The following is a 15,540-nucleotide window of genomic DNA, read 5'->3' as shown; positions in this document are numbered from 1 at the left end:
ACCTCACGGCGTGCGGGTCTCCCGCCGCGAGGGCCCGGACCGCTGGCACGTGGACGTCCAGGTCGCGGTCCGGCGCGGGCACCGGGCGCTGGACGTGGCGCGGGCGGTGACCACCGCCGTCGGCGCCGCCGTCGCGGGAAGCGTCCCGCCGTCCGTCCGGGTGACCGTCACCCACCTGGTCTGAGCGCGCGCCGCCCACGCGCCCGTCGCACCCCCGTCCGTACACGCAGCGCACGGGGCGCGCGGGGCGCGATGCGCGCCCCGACAGGCGCCCTCGCCTCTTCAGCATCGCCGGGAACCGCCTGGGAACCGCCGCCCCCGGGGCCCCTCCCGACCCGCACGCAACCGTTGTGACCTGTTGCGTCATGCATCGACACGCCATGTCACCACCCCTCCGGGACTGGGTGGTTCGCCCCGGGGCTTCCGCTCCGTCGCCAGTGCGGGGCTCCGGCTACGGTGCCCGAAACGCCTGGTTAGGGTGACGCCATGGAAGCAGTGGACGTGACCAGGCTGAACAGCGCGTTGAACACGCTGTCGAAGCTGTACCGGGCCGCCAAGGCCGACCGGTTGGCGGAGCTGGGGCTCCACCCCGGCCAGGACGTGCTGCTGTGGCTGCTCGCCGAGGCCGACGCCGACGGCGGCATGACGATCTCCGCCCTCGCCTCCCGCCTCGGCATCGAACCGGCGACGGCGACCCGGAGCCTCACCCGGCTGGAACGCTCGGGTCTCTTCAGCCGCGAGCCGGTCCCGGGCGACCGGCGGCAGGTCCGCATCCGGCTCACCGACCGGGGGCGGGAACTGGTTCCCGTCATCGAACGCGTCTGGGACGACCTCGCCGTCGTCACCACCTCCGCACTCGCACCGGACGAGGGACGCGCCTTGGTCGGCATGCTGGACCGGGCCAACGACGGCCTGCGCGAGGTCATCGGCGACCGCGCGGCGCGCTCCGTCCTCGTCGCCGACTGAGCCGCGGGACGGCGCCCCTCCGCCGCCGCGCCCGCGCGGTCCGCCTCGCACGCCCCCGGGCCGCCCCCGCGGCGTCCGAGCCGCGCCGCCGGCGGTGTGCGCGGGGCCGCCGGGGAAAACGACTCGGCAGTGCCCCGTGCACGAGGGCAGAGTGGCCCCATGGACGAACGGGCACCGGGCGACCGCGGACTGAACAGCGACGGCACGATCGCCCGTGAGGGGGCGCTCCACCACGTCGCCCCGCCGTTCGAACCGGTCGTCGCGACCCTGCGCTCCCGCCTCACCGCCGCCTTCGGCCCGGCACTCGGCGCGGACGCCGCGGACGCCGGGGCCCATGCGGACAGCGGGCTGCGTGCGGACGCCGTGCCCCGTGCGGACGGCGAAGGCGCCGCCGGGCGACTGCACAGCGCCTACCTCTACGGCAGCATCCCGCGCGGCACCGCCGTCCCCGGCCGCTCCGACCTGGACGTCCTCCTCGCCCTGCGCGCCGAACCGACACCCGCCGGCCGAGCCGCCGCGGCGGCGGTGGAGTCCGCGATCGACGCGGAGTTCCCCCAGGTCGTCGGCGGCGGGATCCTGCTCGCCTCGACCGACACGCTCCTCAGCGAGTCGGAACGACACGACCTGGGCTTCTTCGTCGCCTGCCTCTGCACTCCGCTACTCGGCGAGGACCTCGCCGACCGGCTCCCCGCGTACCGGCCCACCGCGCTGCTCGCACGCGAGACCAACGGCGACCTCCACCTCGCCCTCCCGGACTGGCGTACCCGCGCCGCCGCGGCGCGCACCGACACCGAACGTCGCGCGCTCGCCAGACTGGTGGCCCGGCGCGTGGTGCGCACCGGCTTCACGCTCGTCATGCCGTGGTGGGGCGGCTGGACCAGTGACCTCGACCGTTCCGCGGAGCTCTTCGCGCGGCATTACCCGGAGCACGCCGACCGGATGCGCACGGCGGCTGCCGTGGCGCGCAAGCCCTCCGCCGACTCCGCCGTGCTGACGATGCTCCTCGACGACCTCGGCCCCTGGCTCGCCCGGGAGTACGAGTCCGTCCACGGCCGCAAGGCACCCCGCCCCTGACCCGCCCCGCCCCACCCGGTCCCCGATCCAGCCCCGGGCCCGGCCCCGCCCCGGCACCGGCCCCGCCCGGTCCCCGGTCCACGTCTCCGGAGCGGGGGCGAACGCGCCCTCCGGTGAGCCGCGTCACGGCAACTTCCGTGCCGCGCGCATCCGTTCAGTCTTCCCCCGCTGCGAACCGCCCGTTCTTAACCGCGACTTAAGAGCGGCTGAGCCGACGGTGATCCCTTCGGAGTTCTCGGAGCGCCGCATGTACCCGACAACAGCCGGTTGTCGCCGCTCCGACCTGCGGGTAAACGCCACCCCCGGGGGTCGGGTCCCGTTCCCGGAACCCGCCGGGGCCCGTTGACACCCGCTCCGGGCGCTCCTAGCTTCGCGTTCGCCGGAACCGCTTCCGGTGTTCGCCGGAACCGCTTCCGGTGGTGCCCGTCTCCCCCCACACCATGAGGTAGCAGATGAGCCAGCATCGCGTGACCCGGCGACGACGCCGGATCGCACTGACGACCGTGGCCGCAGCGACAGCGGCGGCCGTCACCGGCGTCGTCGTGATCCCGTCCGCCGGGGCCGCCGAGGTCCCCGTCGGCAACGGCGGCTACTCCGACACCCGCCCGGCCGGCACGCAGGGCCCCACCGACAACATGGGCACCCCGGTCCTGCCGACGGTCACCGACGCGGTCGCCGACGAGCCCGTCCCCACCAACGACTGGTGGTCCTCGCTCGTCTTCAAGCGCTACGCGGACAACCCGTACTCCCAGCCGATGTACGGCCACCCGCTCACCTACCAGGCCGTCGCCGAGGGCCTCCAGGTCGGCTACCCGACCGACCACGCGATCGTCGGTGACGGGCGCCAGTACGAGTTCGTCCACTCCGCCGACCTGACGCTGAGCGTCGCCGGCCTCAACTCGCCCGACGTCAAGGCCGACGGCTGGTCGGACTGGACCGTCACGCCCTACTGGGCCGACAACGACCGCGAGCTGCGCGCCACCATCGGCCACGGCCTGCCCTACGTCTACGCCGAGACGAGCGGCGGCGACGCCGAGATCATCACCAACGGAACCCCTGAGGTCTTCGCCGACGAGGGCAACGTCCTCGGCGTGACCGTCGCCGGCAACCACTACGCGCTGTTCGCCCCCACCGGCAGCGACTGGAACGTCTCCGGCACCTCCGTCACCGCCTCCCTCGGCGGCAACGACTACTACTCGGTCGCGCTGCTGCCCGAGCGGGAAGCGCTGGAGACGTACACGCAGTACGCGTTCAGCTTCGTCACCGGCTCCGAGGTGTCGTGGGACTACGACACCGACGCCGGCGAGGTCAACGCGACCTACACGCTCCAGACCGAGGCCCGCGAGGGTTCCGAGACCGGCACCATCTCGGCGCTCTACCGCCACCAGTGGCTGCACACCGACGACGCGCTCCTCGACTACGAGTACGTGTCGCCGCGCGGTGCGATGAAGGTCCGCGAGAGCAACTCCTTCACCACCACGCAGACCGTTCCCGGCGTGCTGCCCGCCCTCCCCGAGAGCGAAGGCGTCGACAACGCCCGGGTCGACGGCTACATAGCCGACGTCCTCGGCTCGCCCGACCCGTTCGAGGGCGCCACCGACACCTACTGGACCGGCAAGCAGCTCGGCAAGCTCGCCCAGCTGGTGACCCTGGCCGACCAGACCGGCAACGACGGCGCGCGCGACCAGCTCCTCACGCTGATCAAGGACCGCCTCCAGGAGTGGTTCACCGTCGGCGGCCCGGCCGAGTTCTCCTACGACTCCGACTGGTCGACCCTGACGGGCTACCCGGCGTCCTACGGCAGCGACACCGAGCTCAACGACCACCACTTCCACTACAGCTACTTCGTGATGGCCGCCGCGATCGTCGCGCAGTTCGACCCGCAGTGGGCCGAGCAGTCCGAGTGGGGCGGCATGGTCACGGAGCTGATCCGCGACACCGCCAACCCGGCACGTGACGACGACCGCTACCCGTTCCTGCGGGGCTTCGACCCCTACGCGGGCCACAGCTGGGCCGCCGGCCACCAGGGCTTCGCCGCCGGCAACAACCAGGAGTCGTCCTCCGAGTCGATCAACCTCAGCGTCGGCCTCATCAAGTGGGGCTCGGCCACCGGCGATGAGGAGCTGCGTGACCTCGGCGTCTACCTGCTGACCACCGAGGCCGAGGCCATCCGCCAGTACTGGTTCGACGCGGACCAGGAGGTCTACCCCGACAACTACGAGCACCCGATCGTCGGCATGGTCTGGGGCTCCGGCGCCGCGTACTCCACCTGGTGGACCGCCAACCCGGAGGAGATCCACGGCATCAACGTGCTGCCCGTGACCGGTGGTTCGCTGCACCTCGCCGCCAACCCCGAGGCCGTCAACCGCAACCTCGACCACCTCGTCGACCAGAACGGCGGGCCGTTCGAGGAGTGGCGCGACCTGCTGTGGCAGTTCCAGGCCCTCGCCGACCCGGACACCGCCAAGTCCTCGTACGACGCCGACAACAACGCGTACGAGCCGGAGGCCGGTGCGACCCGCGCGCACACCTACCACTGGATCAACACCCTCGCGACCGTCGGTGCGCCGAACCTGGACGTGACGGCCGACAGCCCGACCGCCGCGGTCTTCGAGAAGGACGGCAACCGCACCTACGCCGCGCACAACTACGCGGACACGGAGCAGACGGTGACCTTCTCCGACGGCACCACCCTCACCGTCCCGGCCAACTCCTCCGCCAGCTCCAACGGCTGACGGACGGCTGACGCAGGCCTGACGGACGGCTGACAGCACTGCCGACGGTCGGCTGACGGCCGTCGGACAGGCTGCACGAGACTGCCGCGGTCGCCCCGGCAACGGGGCGGCCCGCGGTGAACTCCCGGGCCGCGGCCACGGCCCGGGTAACGGACCGGCCCCTGCCGGCCGGTCCCCACAAGCGGTGCCCGCCACCCTCCACCAGGGGTGGCGGGCACTGCTGCGTTCCCGGCCCGGTACCCGCTCATCAGCGGCCCCCCGGCGTCACCAGATGACGGCGTCGTCCACGGTGTCCAGCCAGTAGGTGACGGTCAGGCTGTCGTCGATGTGGACACCGCCCTCGGGGAGTTCGAGCGCGACGTCCTGCCCGTAGGAGCCGTGGCCGAGCAGGCTGAACCCCACCGTCAGCGCGTCGTACGTGGTGCCGTCGCCACCGCTGCCGTCCGTCGCGGAGAGCGCCACCGAGGCGTACCCGGACTCACCCGGCGCGAGGACGACCGGCGACGCCGGACGCGACTCCTCGAACGCAGGCGGCACCGCCTGGGCGCCCTCGTGCCACAGCGAGGGGTACTCCAGCAGTACGCAGTTGCTGTCCCCGGTGTTGGTCGCGGTCAGCAGCAGCCGGTTCAACGGCCGCTCCAGCGGCTCCGCGGTGACCTCGGTGTTGGATCCCTCGCACAGCACCAGCTCGTCGTACTCGTCAGCGACGGCCACGGGCGCCCCGGCGGGGGCGGGGGACGCGGTGGAAGCGCCGGACGCACCACCGGCGGTGGCGACCCCTGTCGTCACGCCCAGCGCGGCGACGGCGGCAGCGACGGTGACGGCGGTGCGGAAGCGGGGGCGGCGAGGAAGGGAGGAAGCCATGGCGTCTACCTCTTTCAGGTTCGGGTTCGAAGTCGGAGTCGCAGTCGGAACGCCGAGCGGTGAGCTCGACGGGACCGACCCTGCGCCCGCCCCCGTCCCAGCCGCGACCCCCACAGCCCTTTCCGGGACACCGGGATGCCGGGACCACCCCTGACCAGCAGAGACACCACCCCGCTGGGACACCGATTCGGGACGCCGCAGGCCGCCCGGCGCCGCCGAATCCCACCGAAAGCCCCACCTCCACCCGCCCGCCCATGCCATCCTGAGCGAGCCCGCACCAGCCCCCGGCCAGCCCCGAATTTCAGCGACACGCCGAGGTTCCGAGCACAACCGGAGGTCCGCTGAAAACCACCCCACCCACAACCCCGGCCGCACCGTCCCTGACCTGGACCTTCACCATGGGGTCCTCATCGCCCCTACGAGGGGTAGCAACTACCCGCAGCCGGCTTCCCCGGGGCGGGGGATGCCGCGTCCTCATCGCCCCTACGAGGGGTGGCAACCGACGTTCGTGGCCTTCGCCGGGCTGCCGTTCGTGCGTTCTCATCGCCCCTACGAGGGGTCGCACCAGCCGTCGCCGCACGGCTCACCGCCTGCGGGCTGCCCAGACGGTGCGGGTGGTGCGGACAGTGAGGTCGGTGCGGCGGAGGATGCTGTTTGGGCCGGCGGTGTCGAGCAGGGCGTCGAGGGCGGTGACATCGGCGGGGTCCAGGCCCGGCGCTGCCGTGTCGCGGAGCCGCTGGAGGCTGCCGAGGGCGTAGCGGCCGATGGCCTCGCTGCGGTCGCCCTCAATGTTCACCGCGATGGTGCGGGTGTCCTCGACGGTGAACCCGGCGCCCGAGAGCATCGGGCCCCAGTCGGCGCCCCGATGGGGGACGTGTTCGGCGTGGAAGCTGTCGGTGGCACGGTGGCAGCGTTCTTCCAGCCCGGGGCGTTCGGCGGGTGCGTCGGCCGGAAGGAACCGAGGGAAGCCGTCCAGTTCGACGACGGCGAAAAGGCCGCCGGGCGGTAGCAACTCGTGGACCTTGGCGAGTGCGTGCGCGGGGTCGGCCATGTGGTGCATCGAGGCGGACGCCCACACCAGGTCCGGCGTACCCAGCTCGGGCCAGGCGGCGGCGTCCAGGTCGGCTTGCACGGTCCGCACGCGGTCCTGCACGCCCTCGGCGCAGGCCTTGTCGGCGAGCAGCTTCAGGTGCCCGGTCGAGGTGTCCACGGCAGTGATGTGCGCCTCCGGGAAACGTTCCAGCAGCGCGAAGGTGCCAGCGCCGGTGCCGCAGCCGAGATCGACGATCTGCCGTGGCGCTGAGGCCAGCGGCAGCGAGCCGGTGATCCCGGCGATGTGCTCGGCGAGGACCTCGGCGTCGAGGTCGAGGATCTCGGCCTGGCCGCTGTCGTCGTGCTCGTGCTGGTGCTGGTGCTGGTGCTGGTCGGCGGTGTGGGTGCCGTGCTGGGGTGAGTGCGTCATGGCTTCACCGTACGAACGGCGTGCCTGAATAGCATGCCACCTTGCTGACTCGGCAAGAAGGTCGTGGCGCCTGCTGCACCAGGCGCAAACAGGCCGGGCTGGACGCATCTCTGGGCCACACCGCTGGCCCGGCGGTAGGTGTGCCCAGCCAGGGCGGGGACTGCGGCTCAGCGAACGCGCAGTCCAGAGCAGGTCGGCCACGGCATGCTGCTCGCGACGCCCGCTGTCTCCCGCCCAGCCACGACGAGCACCGGCGACGCATCGGGCGCCGTGCCCCGAGCGTCAGCTGACCGGCTCTTTGGCCAAGTCCAGCAAGGTCGCTTGGTACACCTGAACACCGCCATGGGACCGACTCCTCGTGCCATCCGGTGGGGGTACGGAGTCCATCTGTGCATGGTCCGGACGCCCCGCATTTCAGCGACACGCCGGGGTAGCACTACCGGAGGTTCGCTGAAAAACACCCCACGCGCCACCCCCGCTGGTCCGCCTCCGACCTGGACCTTCACAGTGGGGTCCTCATTGCCCCTGAGAGGAGTAGCAACACGGTCCCGCCCGTGGACGTGCTCTGCGCCGGCTTCGTCCTCATCGCCCCGCTTGGGTGCAGGAAAACGGGTCGCTGCGCGTGCCCGGCGGGCCCCAGCGGCTGTGGGGAACTAGCAACCAGTGGACTTTTAATCCATTGGCCTCGGTCTTTCGGGGCCTGCACCAGCGTGCCGCGTGGAGGGTCAACATGCCGGGCTGCGGGGGCGGAGGTCGGTGAGGAGGTGGAAGCGTTCGAGGACGACGGGGGTGGTGTCGTCCACGGTGAACGTCGGGTCGTCGAGGGCGGCGCGCATTTCGTCGCTGTGCCAGAACCGCTCGTGGGCGGCGCGCCAGCCGGCGACGGTGGTGTCGCCTTCTCCCTCGTCCACGGCGTGGGCGAGGTCCACGTCGCGCAGGGGCACGACGCGTACGTCGGTGATCTCGATGACGGCGACGGGTCGGTCCGCCGAGTCGACCACCACGGACCGGGCACCCACCTCCGGCAGTGGCTCGCCCTCGTGCTCGTAGTCGAGCAGCAGCCCGGTCGTCGCCGTCTTGGAGCCGTCGAGGATGGCCGCCACCAGCTTGTCGCGGAGCGGGCCGGGGAACGCGAACTCGGTGCGGGGCAGCTCGGCCGGGTCGCCGAGGGGCGCGGGGTCGTGGGTCATGCCGTCACCGTAGTCGGGCGCACCGGTCGTCGGCCGCCGCTTTTCCGGCGCCCGGCGCCGCGCTCACCAGCGGCCGGACGGGCGGGTCGCCATCGCCCCGTCGCGGTGCTCGGGCCGGTTGGGGGCGGTGGCGTCAGGGTCCGACCGCGGGTATGCGGGCGGTGCCTCCGCCCGGGGCGTCGACTGTGCGGCGACCGTTCGGGCGCGTGGCGTCCGGCTCGCCGGGGAGGAGCCTGGTCGGCCGGGTGATGGTCAGGGCGACCGCGGGTGCGAGCGTCACCCGGGCGAGCGTGCCGAGTTCCAGGCGGACGGCCCCACCGCGATGCACCCGGAACGTGACGGCCAGCGTCGTCCCGCCGAAGGCGACCAGGTCACCGATGCGGATCTCGTTCGCGGTCAGCCGGAGACTGCGCGCCCGTACGGCCGGTGCCGCGCGCGGCGCGGTCATGTCGCGGGGCCGTCGCCGCAGCCGTCGTCGTCCGGCCCGGACAGTCGTCTGTCGAGCGCGCTGTTGAGCACGGTCACCTCTTCGTGGGTGAGGTGTCCGAGTTGGATGCGGTAGTCACGGCGGCGGCAGCCGTCGCACGGGTCGATGACGTCGATGTCGTCCAGCCGGACGCCGAGTTGCTTGACGTGGTTGAACAGTTCGCGGGCGGCCTCCTCGGCGGCTTCGCGGTCGGAGTTGGTGAAGCTGATCTCCTCGTACACGGGCTGTCTCGTCTCCAGTGCGGGGTGGTGGCGGGGTGCGGTAATCAGGCGGAGCGGCGCGGGGCCGACTGCGGCCGGAGCGGGAAGGGGCGCGAGCCGCCGGCGGAGGATCGGGCGGGCCGAGAGGGAGTACAGGACGTCCACCTCGTCGCAGCCGTTGACGCGGTCCGGCCCACGGGCGTTGGTGCTGATCGGACGCCCGGTGGCGAGCGCGGCACGCTGCACCTGCTGGAACGCGTGGTCGCCGGCCCAGTCGCGGAAGACCTGGGCGGGCGACACGTCGCCGCAGCTCAGCGGCGTCAGCGCCCGGACGGGGAACGGTGAGGCCACGGGGGAGGGCTCCAGCGCCTCCGCGAGCCGCAGCGCCTGGCGCCGCAACCAGGCCATGGCCTCGGGCGCGCAGTCCGCCCAGTGCCCGCCGAGGTACCACTCACCCCCGGCCTCCGGACTCCGCGCGACCACCTCGCACCAGATGCCGTCCGACTGGTCCTTCTGTCGGTCACGTCGGAGCACGGAGGTGCTCCGGCGTCGGGAGAACCTTCTCGCACGGGTCGGCCACCGGATGCGACCGGCGGCAGCGGGTGCACATGGGCGGAACCGGCCGCCGGATGTGCTCGGGTGTGTCGGGCGGCCACGGAATAGGTTCGGGCATCGACTCTCCTGGGACGATCCGGCGGTGACCGTCCCAGAATGTCGCTGTAGTCATCACGCAACTATCAGTGATCGATGATAGTTTGGTGACGTTCTGTCACATGCCCAGCCAGCTGCCGAATGAGGAGAAGCCCGCGGCGGAGCGTCGCCGGGACGCCTCCAACCCTTCCCACGTCTGCCGGACCACCGGGTGGTACTTGGCCTGCTGTGGCCCGGCGGAGCGCGCCGCTTGAAGCTGACGGAACGCCGCGTCGGTGTCGCCTGTCCACATCAGTGCCCGTGCGACTTCCGCGTGGTGGTGACTTGCTCGCGAGCGCGGCCAGCTGGTCGGTACGGTCATATCGCGCGCGACGGCGACAGCGGCGGCGTACTCGGTTCGCTCGGCAAGCACGGAGACGCGGTGAGCCGCGACATTGGTGGGCCCGAAACTCAACCAGTGCAAAGACTCCGCCGGTCCGGTCAGATCGGCCAGGCGATCGGCTTCGTCGAGATGGCTGTCAGCTGCGCTGTCACCGGCACGAGCGGCGAGTACGGAAGCTCCGAGGTGCAGTTGTCCGACCACCGCGTTCTTCTCTCTGCCTTCCTGGGCGTCGCCAAGAAGGCCGTGGCCGGAGCTGATGAGTCGACGTCCCGTCTCGTAATCACCACCCCGCAGGTATGACAGCGCCCGGAAGTACTGGCGGAGCGCGGCGAAGACGGGGTCCGATCCGCGCTCGGAGGCCCAGCCCACTCTGTCCAGCGCCACGGTGGACAGGTCCGGAAATCCCAACTTCTGCGCAACGTCGTAGGTGCTGCGGTACAGGGTCGCGAGCACCCGCCAAGTCTCGAAGCCGCCTCGCGAATGGGCAGCAGCCGTGGCTTCCTGGATCAATGCAGGCAGCTCTGACGCTGCCTGCCGCAAGTTGGTGGCTCGAACGAGTCGGGCTACTCCGTCGCTGGCCCCGGCGAGTTCGGCAGCGGAGCGCGGAGAGGTCAGGGGCGCGCTGGCGATGTCGAAGAGGTCCAGCGCTTCGCGGAGTGGCTGCATGAGGCCGACGAGTTGGTCCTGCCGCAGTTCTGCCAGGTAGGGCTGGCCGGTGAGTTCCTCGACCGAGGTGCCCAGGCCCCGAGCCAGCGCCGCCACAACTCCGGGCGACGCAGGTAGCTGTCCCTGCTCGACCTTGGTCAGTGTGGAGTAGGAGACGCCGGGGGCGAGGTCAGCGAGGGCTTGCTGGGTCAGCCCCCGTAGTTTGCGCGCGCGGCGAATGCGGGCTCCGGTGTGAGTGACAGTTCCAGAAGGCATGCCAGTCTCCGTTGTGAGCGGACGATCACAACGGTACAGGCGGGAGGCCGTACCGGGAGGGTCTGCGGATGGTGGAAGGCAGGACCTGGCTGCCCGGGTCCCTTGGGTGCTGGCAGGCAATGCGAACGCACGGTCGGATTTCAAGGTTGATCGAGGAACCTTGAATGTGGCACGGGCAAATTCGAGGTTGCGGTAACGCGGGCTCCGGGCGGCCAGGTGAAGTCCCTCTCTGCGGCGGTCGGGCCATCTGGTGCCGGTGTCGGTTCGGCCGGGACCATCAAGGTGACCGCCGGTACGACCCCGGCGGGCTCGGCGGGGTGCCGAGCCCGCCGAGCCCGCCGGGTTGCTCCCTGCCGGAGCCGGGGCCGGGCCACTACCGGCGCGGCGCCGGCTCCGGCCTCTTGCTGTCAGCGTTGGAGGGTCAGCAGCCCCGGGCGGTAGGGCAGGAGGCCGTACTCGCCGCCGGAGTTGGGGCTTCGCCCCTGGTAGAGGAGCTGGAGGTTGCAGGGGTCGACGGTCATGGTCTGGTCGGCGCTGGTGCGGAGCAGCTCACCGTGGCTGATGTCGTTGGTCCAGGTGGCGCCGCTGTTGGCCTTGCCGGCGAAGGGGTTGCTCTCGGTCGCGGCCTGCGGCGTCCAGTTGCCGTTCAGGCTGGTCGCGGTGAACGAGCGGAAGTAGCGGCCCTGCGAGCCGATCGCCTCGACGATCATCAGGTACCGGTTCTGGCCCTGCAGCTTGTAGACCTGCGGCGCTTCGAACAGGTTGTTCGTCGTGTCGCTCATGATCACGGTCGAGCTGGAGCCGAAGCTGCTCGGGAAGTTACCGATCGGCATGCTCGTCCGGTAGATCCTGCCGTTGTCGCCGGCGAAGAACAGGTACATGTGCGTGTCGTCGGCGATGAGCGTCTGGTCGATGGGCCCGGTGTCGGAGTTGGAGATCGTCCCGCGGAAGAGCTCCTGCTCGGCGGACCAGCCGTTCGGGTTGGTCGGGTCCGTCGAGGTCCGGTAGGAGAACGACGTCCTGCCCCACTGGTAGGCGAGCACCCAGATGTTCTTCGGCGCGAAGTAGAACAGCGTGGGCGCGACGGTCGCGGAGGACATCGCGTTCTGGTTGGCCGAGGCCATCTCCGACCAGTTGCCGAACAGGCTGAAGTTCATCGAACCCCACCGCGTCCCGGTGTCGTGCGTCGTCGCGTAGACGAGGTGTCGGCCGTTGTAGGGCACGACGGTGAAGTCCTTGAGCGAGACCCATCCCGACCGGGGCTGGGCCAGCGCGCCGGTCGAGGACCAGCGGTAGTTCGAGGGAAGCGCACACGGGCCGGGGCCGGGAGTGTCGGAGCCGACCCTCACGAGCTGCCACTGCTGGTTGGTGCCGCCCCAGTCGTCGTACTGGACGACGTTCGCGTTGTCGGCGGTCGAGCCGCCCTGTACCTCGAGTGCCTTGTTGCTGTGGCGCGATACGAACCTCACATAGCCGTCCGGGCTGTCCACCAGCCGCCACTGCTGGTTGGTGGCGTTGAGGTCGGCCCACTGGACGATGGAACCGCCGTTGGCGGTGGACCAGTTGTGGACGTCGAGGACCTTGTCGGAGTGGCGGGACTTGATGCGGTAGTAGCCGTTACCGGAGTCGACGAACTGCCACTGCTGCTGGGTCTGGTCGTTCCTGGTCCACTGGGTGATGCGGGCGCCGTCGTCGGTCGCCCGGTTGTGGACGTCCAGCGCCTTGCCGCTCGCGCGGTTGACCAGCACGTACGAGGCGCCGGTGTCGACGGTCGCCGCCCCGGCGGGCTGGGCGCCGAGAACGGTTGCCAGGAGCAGCAGGGGTGCCAGGACGACCAGGGGGCGTCTCAGGCGGGATGGGGACTGACGGCGAAGCCACATCAGCGGCCTCCCTCTCTGGGGGCATGGGGGGTGGGGGTGGAGCGACCCCGCGAGGAACGCGGAACGGTCGCCCAAGGGGTTGGCGCGGGAGACACACGGAGGCTCCCGCTCATGCCGAAGAGCTGGTGCGCTGAACCTCAGAACCGGGGCACCTCGCCACGAGCCGTGGGGGGAGGACTGCCGGCCGTGGGGGCCGGGGGCGCCTCACGCCGGCGGGTCCGCCGGGCTCCGGGAGCGTCGTCCACGGAGCTGTCCGGGGGGAAGCACCGGTTACCGGAACACTTACGAAACTTCACGGACTTCTTGACGCGACAAGTTAGGAAGGCCGGGCCACTCGGTCAAGGCTCGCCACCGGCTTGGCTGTAAACAGCGCCTCTCCGCCGGGCCGGGTGGGCGCCATTGACCCGCCGCCGGCGTGTGCCCCGCCAGTGCGCCGGGGTACGGAAAGCGCAGTTCGGCGCTGTGCAAGGGCGGCGACGCGCTGGTCCGGTTCGCTGGTCGGGCTCGGCCGTGCGGTGTTCACCGACACCGGCCTCGATGGGCCGACAGTGCTCCGGTCGAGCCGCCGAGCTTCCGGAAAATTTCGAAGAAGTTCTGGAAGTTTCATCGGCGCGAGGTGTTGACGATCCACCGACAAGCCCGCAATCTCCCTGTCTGAGGGAGCGGTTACGCGAAGCGCCGCACGGTGCTCCCGAGCACTCCGTGTCGCCCGCCGACCCGTGCACCGCAACACCTGCGCACCGCAACACCTGCGCACCGCAGCACCACTGCACCACAGCACCACCGCGCCACCGCACCCGTGCCACCCCGTTTCCTGTCCGGTGAGGTCCGCACCAACGCGCCGAGGCTCTTCGCACGGCGGAGAGGTCGCGTCGCCGCGTGGCGGTCCTCCCGGCTGAGCCGCGATGGAGTACCCCCATGCCTCTGTCGAACTCCCGCCACGGCCCCGCGTCCGGCACGCGCGACCGTGGCCGTCCTCCCCGGCTCGGCGCCGGCATCCCCCACCGCCCCCGCCGAACCGGCCGCCTCCCGCGCGCCCATGGCCGCCGGTGATCCCGTAGCCCGAGGGGTCCCGCCCGCTTCGTCCGCATGCCGAGCCGGCGCGGACGACGCCTTCACCTCCCCCCGCAGCACCTCCGCCCTTCCCTGACGTCCACCCTGGAGGCACAGTCATGGGCTCGTTTGCCACAGCCCCACCCGCGGTCCGCAGGTCGCTCCACGGCCTGTTGGTCGCCCTGTTCGTCGTCGCCCTCGGCGTGGTCGGCGCGCTGGCCGCGCCGCCGAGCGCCCACGCCGCCGAGAGCACGCTGGGCGCCGCGGCGAAGCAGAGCGGCCGGTACTTCGGCGTCGCCATCGCCGCGAACCGCCTGAACGACTCGACGTACTCGACCATCGCAAACCGCGAGTTCGACTCGGTGACCGCCGAGAACGAGATGAAGATCGACGCCCTGCAGCCCCAGCGCGGCCAGTTCAACTTCGCGGCCGGCGACCGGGTCTACAACTGGGCCGTCCAGAACGGCAAGCAGGTGCGCGGACACACCCTCGCCTGGCACTCCCAGCAGCCCGGTTGGATGCAGAACCTCAGTGGAAGCGCGCTCCGCCAGGCCATGGTCGACCACATCAACGGCGTGATGAACCACTACCGCGGCAAGATCGTCGAGTGGGACGTCGTGAACGAGGCGTTCGACGACGGCAACTCCGGAGCCCGGCGCGACTCCAACCTCCAGCGCTCCGGCAACGACTGGATCGAGGTCGCCTTCCGCGCCGCGCGCGCCGCCGACCCGTCCGCCAAGCTCTGCTACAACGACTACAACGTCGAGAACTGGAACGCGGCCAAGACCCAGGCCATGTACGCCATGGTCCGGGACTTCAAGCAGCGGGGCGTCCCGATCGACTGCGTCGGCTTCCAGGCGCACTTCAACGACGGCAGCCCGTACAACAGCAACTTCCGCACCACGCTGCAGAGCTTCGCCGCCCTCGGCGTCGACGTGTCCGTCACCGAACTCGACATCCAGGGTGCCTCGCCGACGACCTACGCCAACGTGGTCAACGACTGCCTGGCCGTGACGCGCTGCCTCGGCATCACCGTCTGGGGGGTGCGCGACACCGACTCCTGGCGCTCGCACCACACGCCGCTGCTGTTCAACGGCGACGGCAGCAAGAAGCCTGCCTACAACGGTGTCCTCAACGCGCTCAACGGCGGCTCCACCCAGCCTCCGCCCACCACGCCGACGGGCGGGCAGCTCCGGGGCGTCGGCTCGGGCCGGTGCGTGGACGTGCCCAACTCGGCCACCGCCGACGGCACCCAGGTCCAGCTGTACGACTGCCACACCAACGCCAACCAGCAGTGGAGCCTCACGGCCTCCGGCGAACTCCGGGTCTACGGCGACAAGTGCCTCGACGCCGCCGGGACCGCCGTCGGTGCCCGGGTCCAGATCTACAGCTGCTGGGGTGGCGACAACCAGAAGTGGCGGGTGAACTCCAACGGTTCCGTCGTCGGCGTCCAGTCGGGCCTCTGTCTCGACGCCACGGGCTCCGGCAACGGCGCCCAGCTCCAGCTCTACACCTGCTGGAGCGGCAGCAACCAGCAGTGGACCCTCACCTGACGGACGTCCGCCGGTGAGGGCTGCGGGAGCCGATGACCCGCTGCGGCACGGCTCCCTCCGCCCACCCGCGCCGGACCCTGCCGGTCTCCCGGGCCCACCGCCGTCACGGCGGCGGCCCGGGA

General features: G+C 71.3%; 11 protein-coding genes and 1 pseudogene. 5 read left to right on the top strand and 7 right to left on the bottom strand.

Annotated elements, in window-relative coordinates; all coding sequences use genetic code 11:
• The 4 genes and pseudogenes from HCJ92_RS14685 to HCJ92_RS14670 all read left to right on the top strand — a co-directional run.
• Positions 1-184, top strand: a pseudogene (locus HCJ92_RS14685) (Asp23/Gls24 family envelope stress response protein); the annotation flags it as partial.
• Positions 185-486: 302 nt separating this feature from the next.
• Positions 487-966, top strand: coding sequence for a MarR family winged helix-turn-helix transcriptional regulator (locus HCJ92_RS14680; protein WP_167934035.1), 480 nt, complete (start codon positions 487-489; stop codon positions 964-966).
• 159 nt (positions 967-1,125) lie between these two features.
• Positions 1,126-2,040: a nucleotidyltransferase family protein gene (locus HCJ92_RS14675; protein ID WP_167934034.1), complete on the top strand. Its 915-nt coding sequence runs from the start codon at positions 1,126-1,128 to the stop codon at positions 2,038-2,040.
• A 452-nt stretch (positions 2,041-2,492) separates the two neighbouring features.
• Positions 2,493-4,775 (top strand): glycosyl hydrolase, encoded by a 2,283-nt coding sequence (locus HCJ92_RS14670; protein ID WP_167934033.1) that lies wholly within the window; start codon positions 2,493-2,495, stop codon positions 4,773-4,775.
• Positions 4,776-5,039: 264 nt separating this feature from the next.
• Here the strand turns inward: HCJ92_RS14670 and HCJ92_RS14665 are convergent, their stop codons facing one another.
• The 7 genes from HCJ92_RS14665 to HCJ92_RS14635 all read right to left on the bottom strand — a co-directional run bounded on the left by HCJ92_RS14665 (position 5,040) and on the right by HCJ92_RS14635 (position 12,812).
• A complete protein-coding gene (locus HCJ92_RS14665) occupies positions 5,040-5,639 on the bottom strand; it encodes a DUF4232 domain-containing protein (RefSeq protein ID WP_167934032.1) in 600 nt (199 codons plus the stop codon).
• A gap of 583 nt (positions 5,640-6,222) precedes the next feature.
• Entirely contained in the window at positions 6,223-7,101 is an 879-nt protein-coding gene (locus HCJ92_RS14660) for a class I SAM-dependent methyltransferase (protein WP_167934031.1), read from the bottom strand.
• 725 nt (positions 7,102-7,826) lie between these two features.
• On the bottom strand, positions 7,827-8,291 hold the full coding sequence (locus HCJ92_RS14655) for an ASCH domain-containing protein (protein WP_167934030.1): 465 nt from the start codon (positions 8,289-8,291) through the stop codon (positions 7,827-7,829).
• 133 nt (positions 8,292-8,424) lie between these two features.
• Complete coding sequence (locus HCJ92_RS14650; protein WP_167934029.1) at positions 8,425-8,739, bottom strand: hypothetical protein; 315 nt, start codon at positions 8,737-8,739, stop codon at positions 8,425-8,427.
• Positions 8,736-9,512, bottom strand: a complete 777-nt coding sequence (locus tag HCJ92_RS14645) for a hypothetical protein (RefSeq protein ID WP_167934028.1) — start codon at positions 9,510-9,512, stop codon at positions 8,736-8,738. The genes HCJ92_RS14650 and HCJ92_RS14645 overlap by 4 nt, the downstream gene beginning before the upstream one ends.
• A gap of 235 nt (positions 9,513-9,747) precedes the next feature.
• Entirely contained in the window at positions 9,748-10,932 is a 1,185-nt protein-coding gene (locus HCJ92_RS14640; RefSeq protein ID WP_167934027.1) for a helix-turn-helix domain-containing protein, read from the bottom strand.
• 407 nt (positions 10,933-11,339) lie between these two features.
• On the bottom strand, positions 11,340-12,812 hold the full coding sequence (locus tag HCJ92_RS14635) for a non-reducing end alpha-L-arabinofuranosidase family hydrolase (RefSeq protein WP_167934026.1): 1,473 nt from the start codon (positions 12,810-12,812) through the stop codon (positions 11,340-11,342).
• Between the two features lie 1,172 nt (positions 12,813-13,984).
• On the opposite strand from HCJ92_RS14635, the gene HCJ92_RS14630 reads away from it, so the two are divergent.
• Positions 13,985-15,418 (top strand): endo-1,4-beta-xylanase, encoded by a 1,434-nt coding sequence (locus tag HCJ92_RS14630; protein ID WP_167934025.1) that lies wholly within the window; start codon positions 13,985-13,987, stop codon positions 15,416-15,418.
• The last annotated feature ends 122 nt before the right edge of the window (positions 15,419-15,540 follow it).

Origin of the sequence: Streptomyces spiramenti, assembly GCF_012034385.1 — a bacterium.
In the GTDB taxonomy this organism is placed as follows: domain Bacteria; phylum Actinomycetota; class Actinomycetes; order Streptomycetales; family Streptomycetaceae; genus Streptomyces; species Streptomyces spiramenti.
Note: the sequence above shows the minus strand (reverse complement) of the source record. Positions and strands in the feature narration are given on the sequence as shown.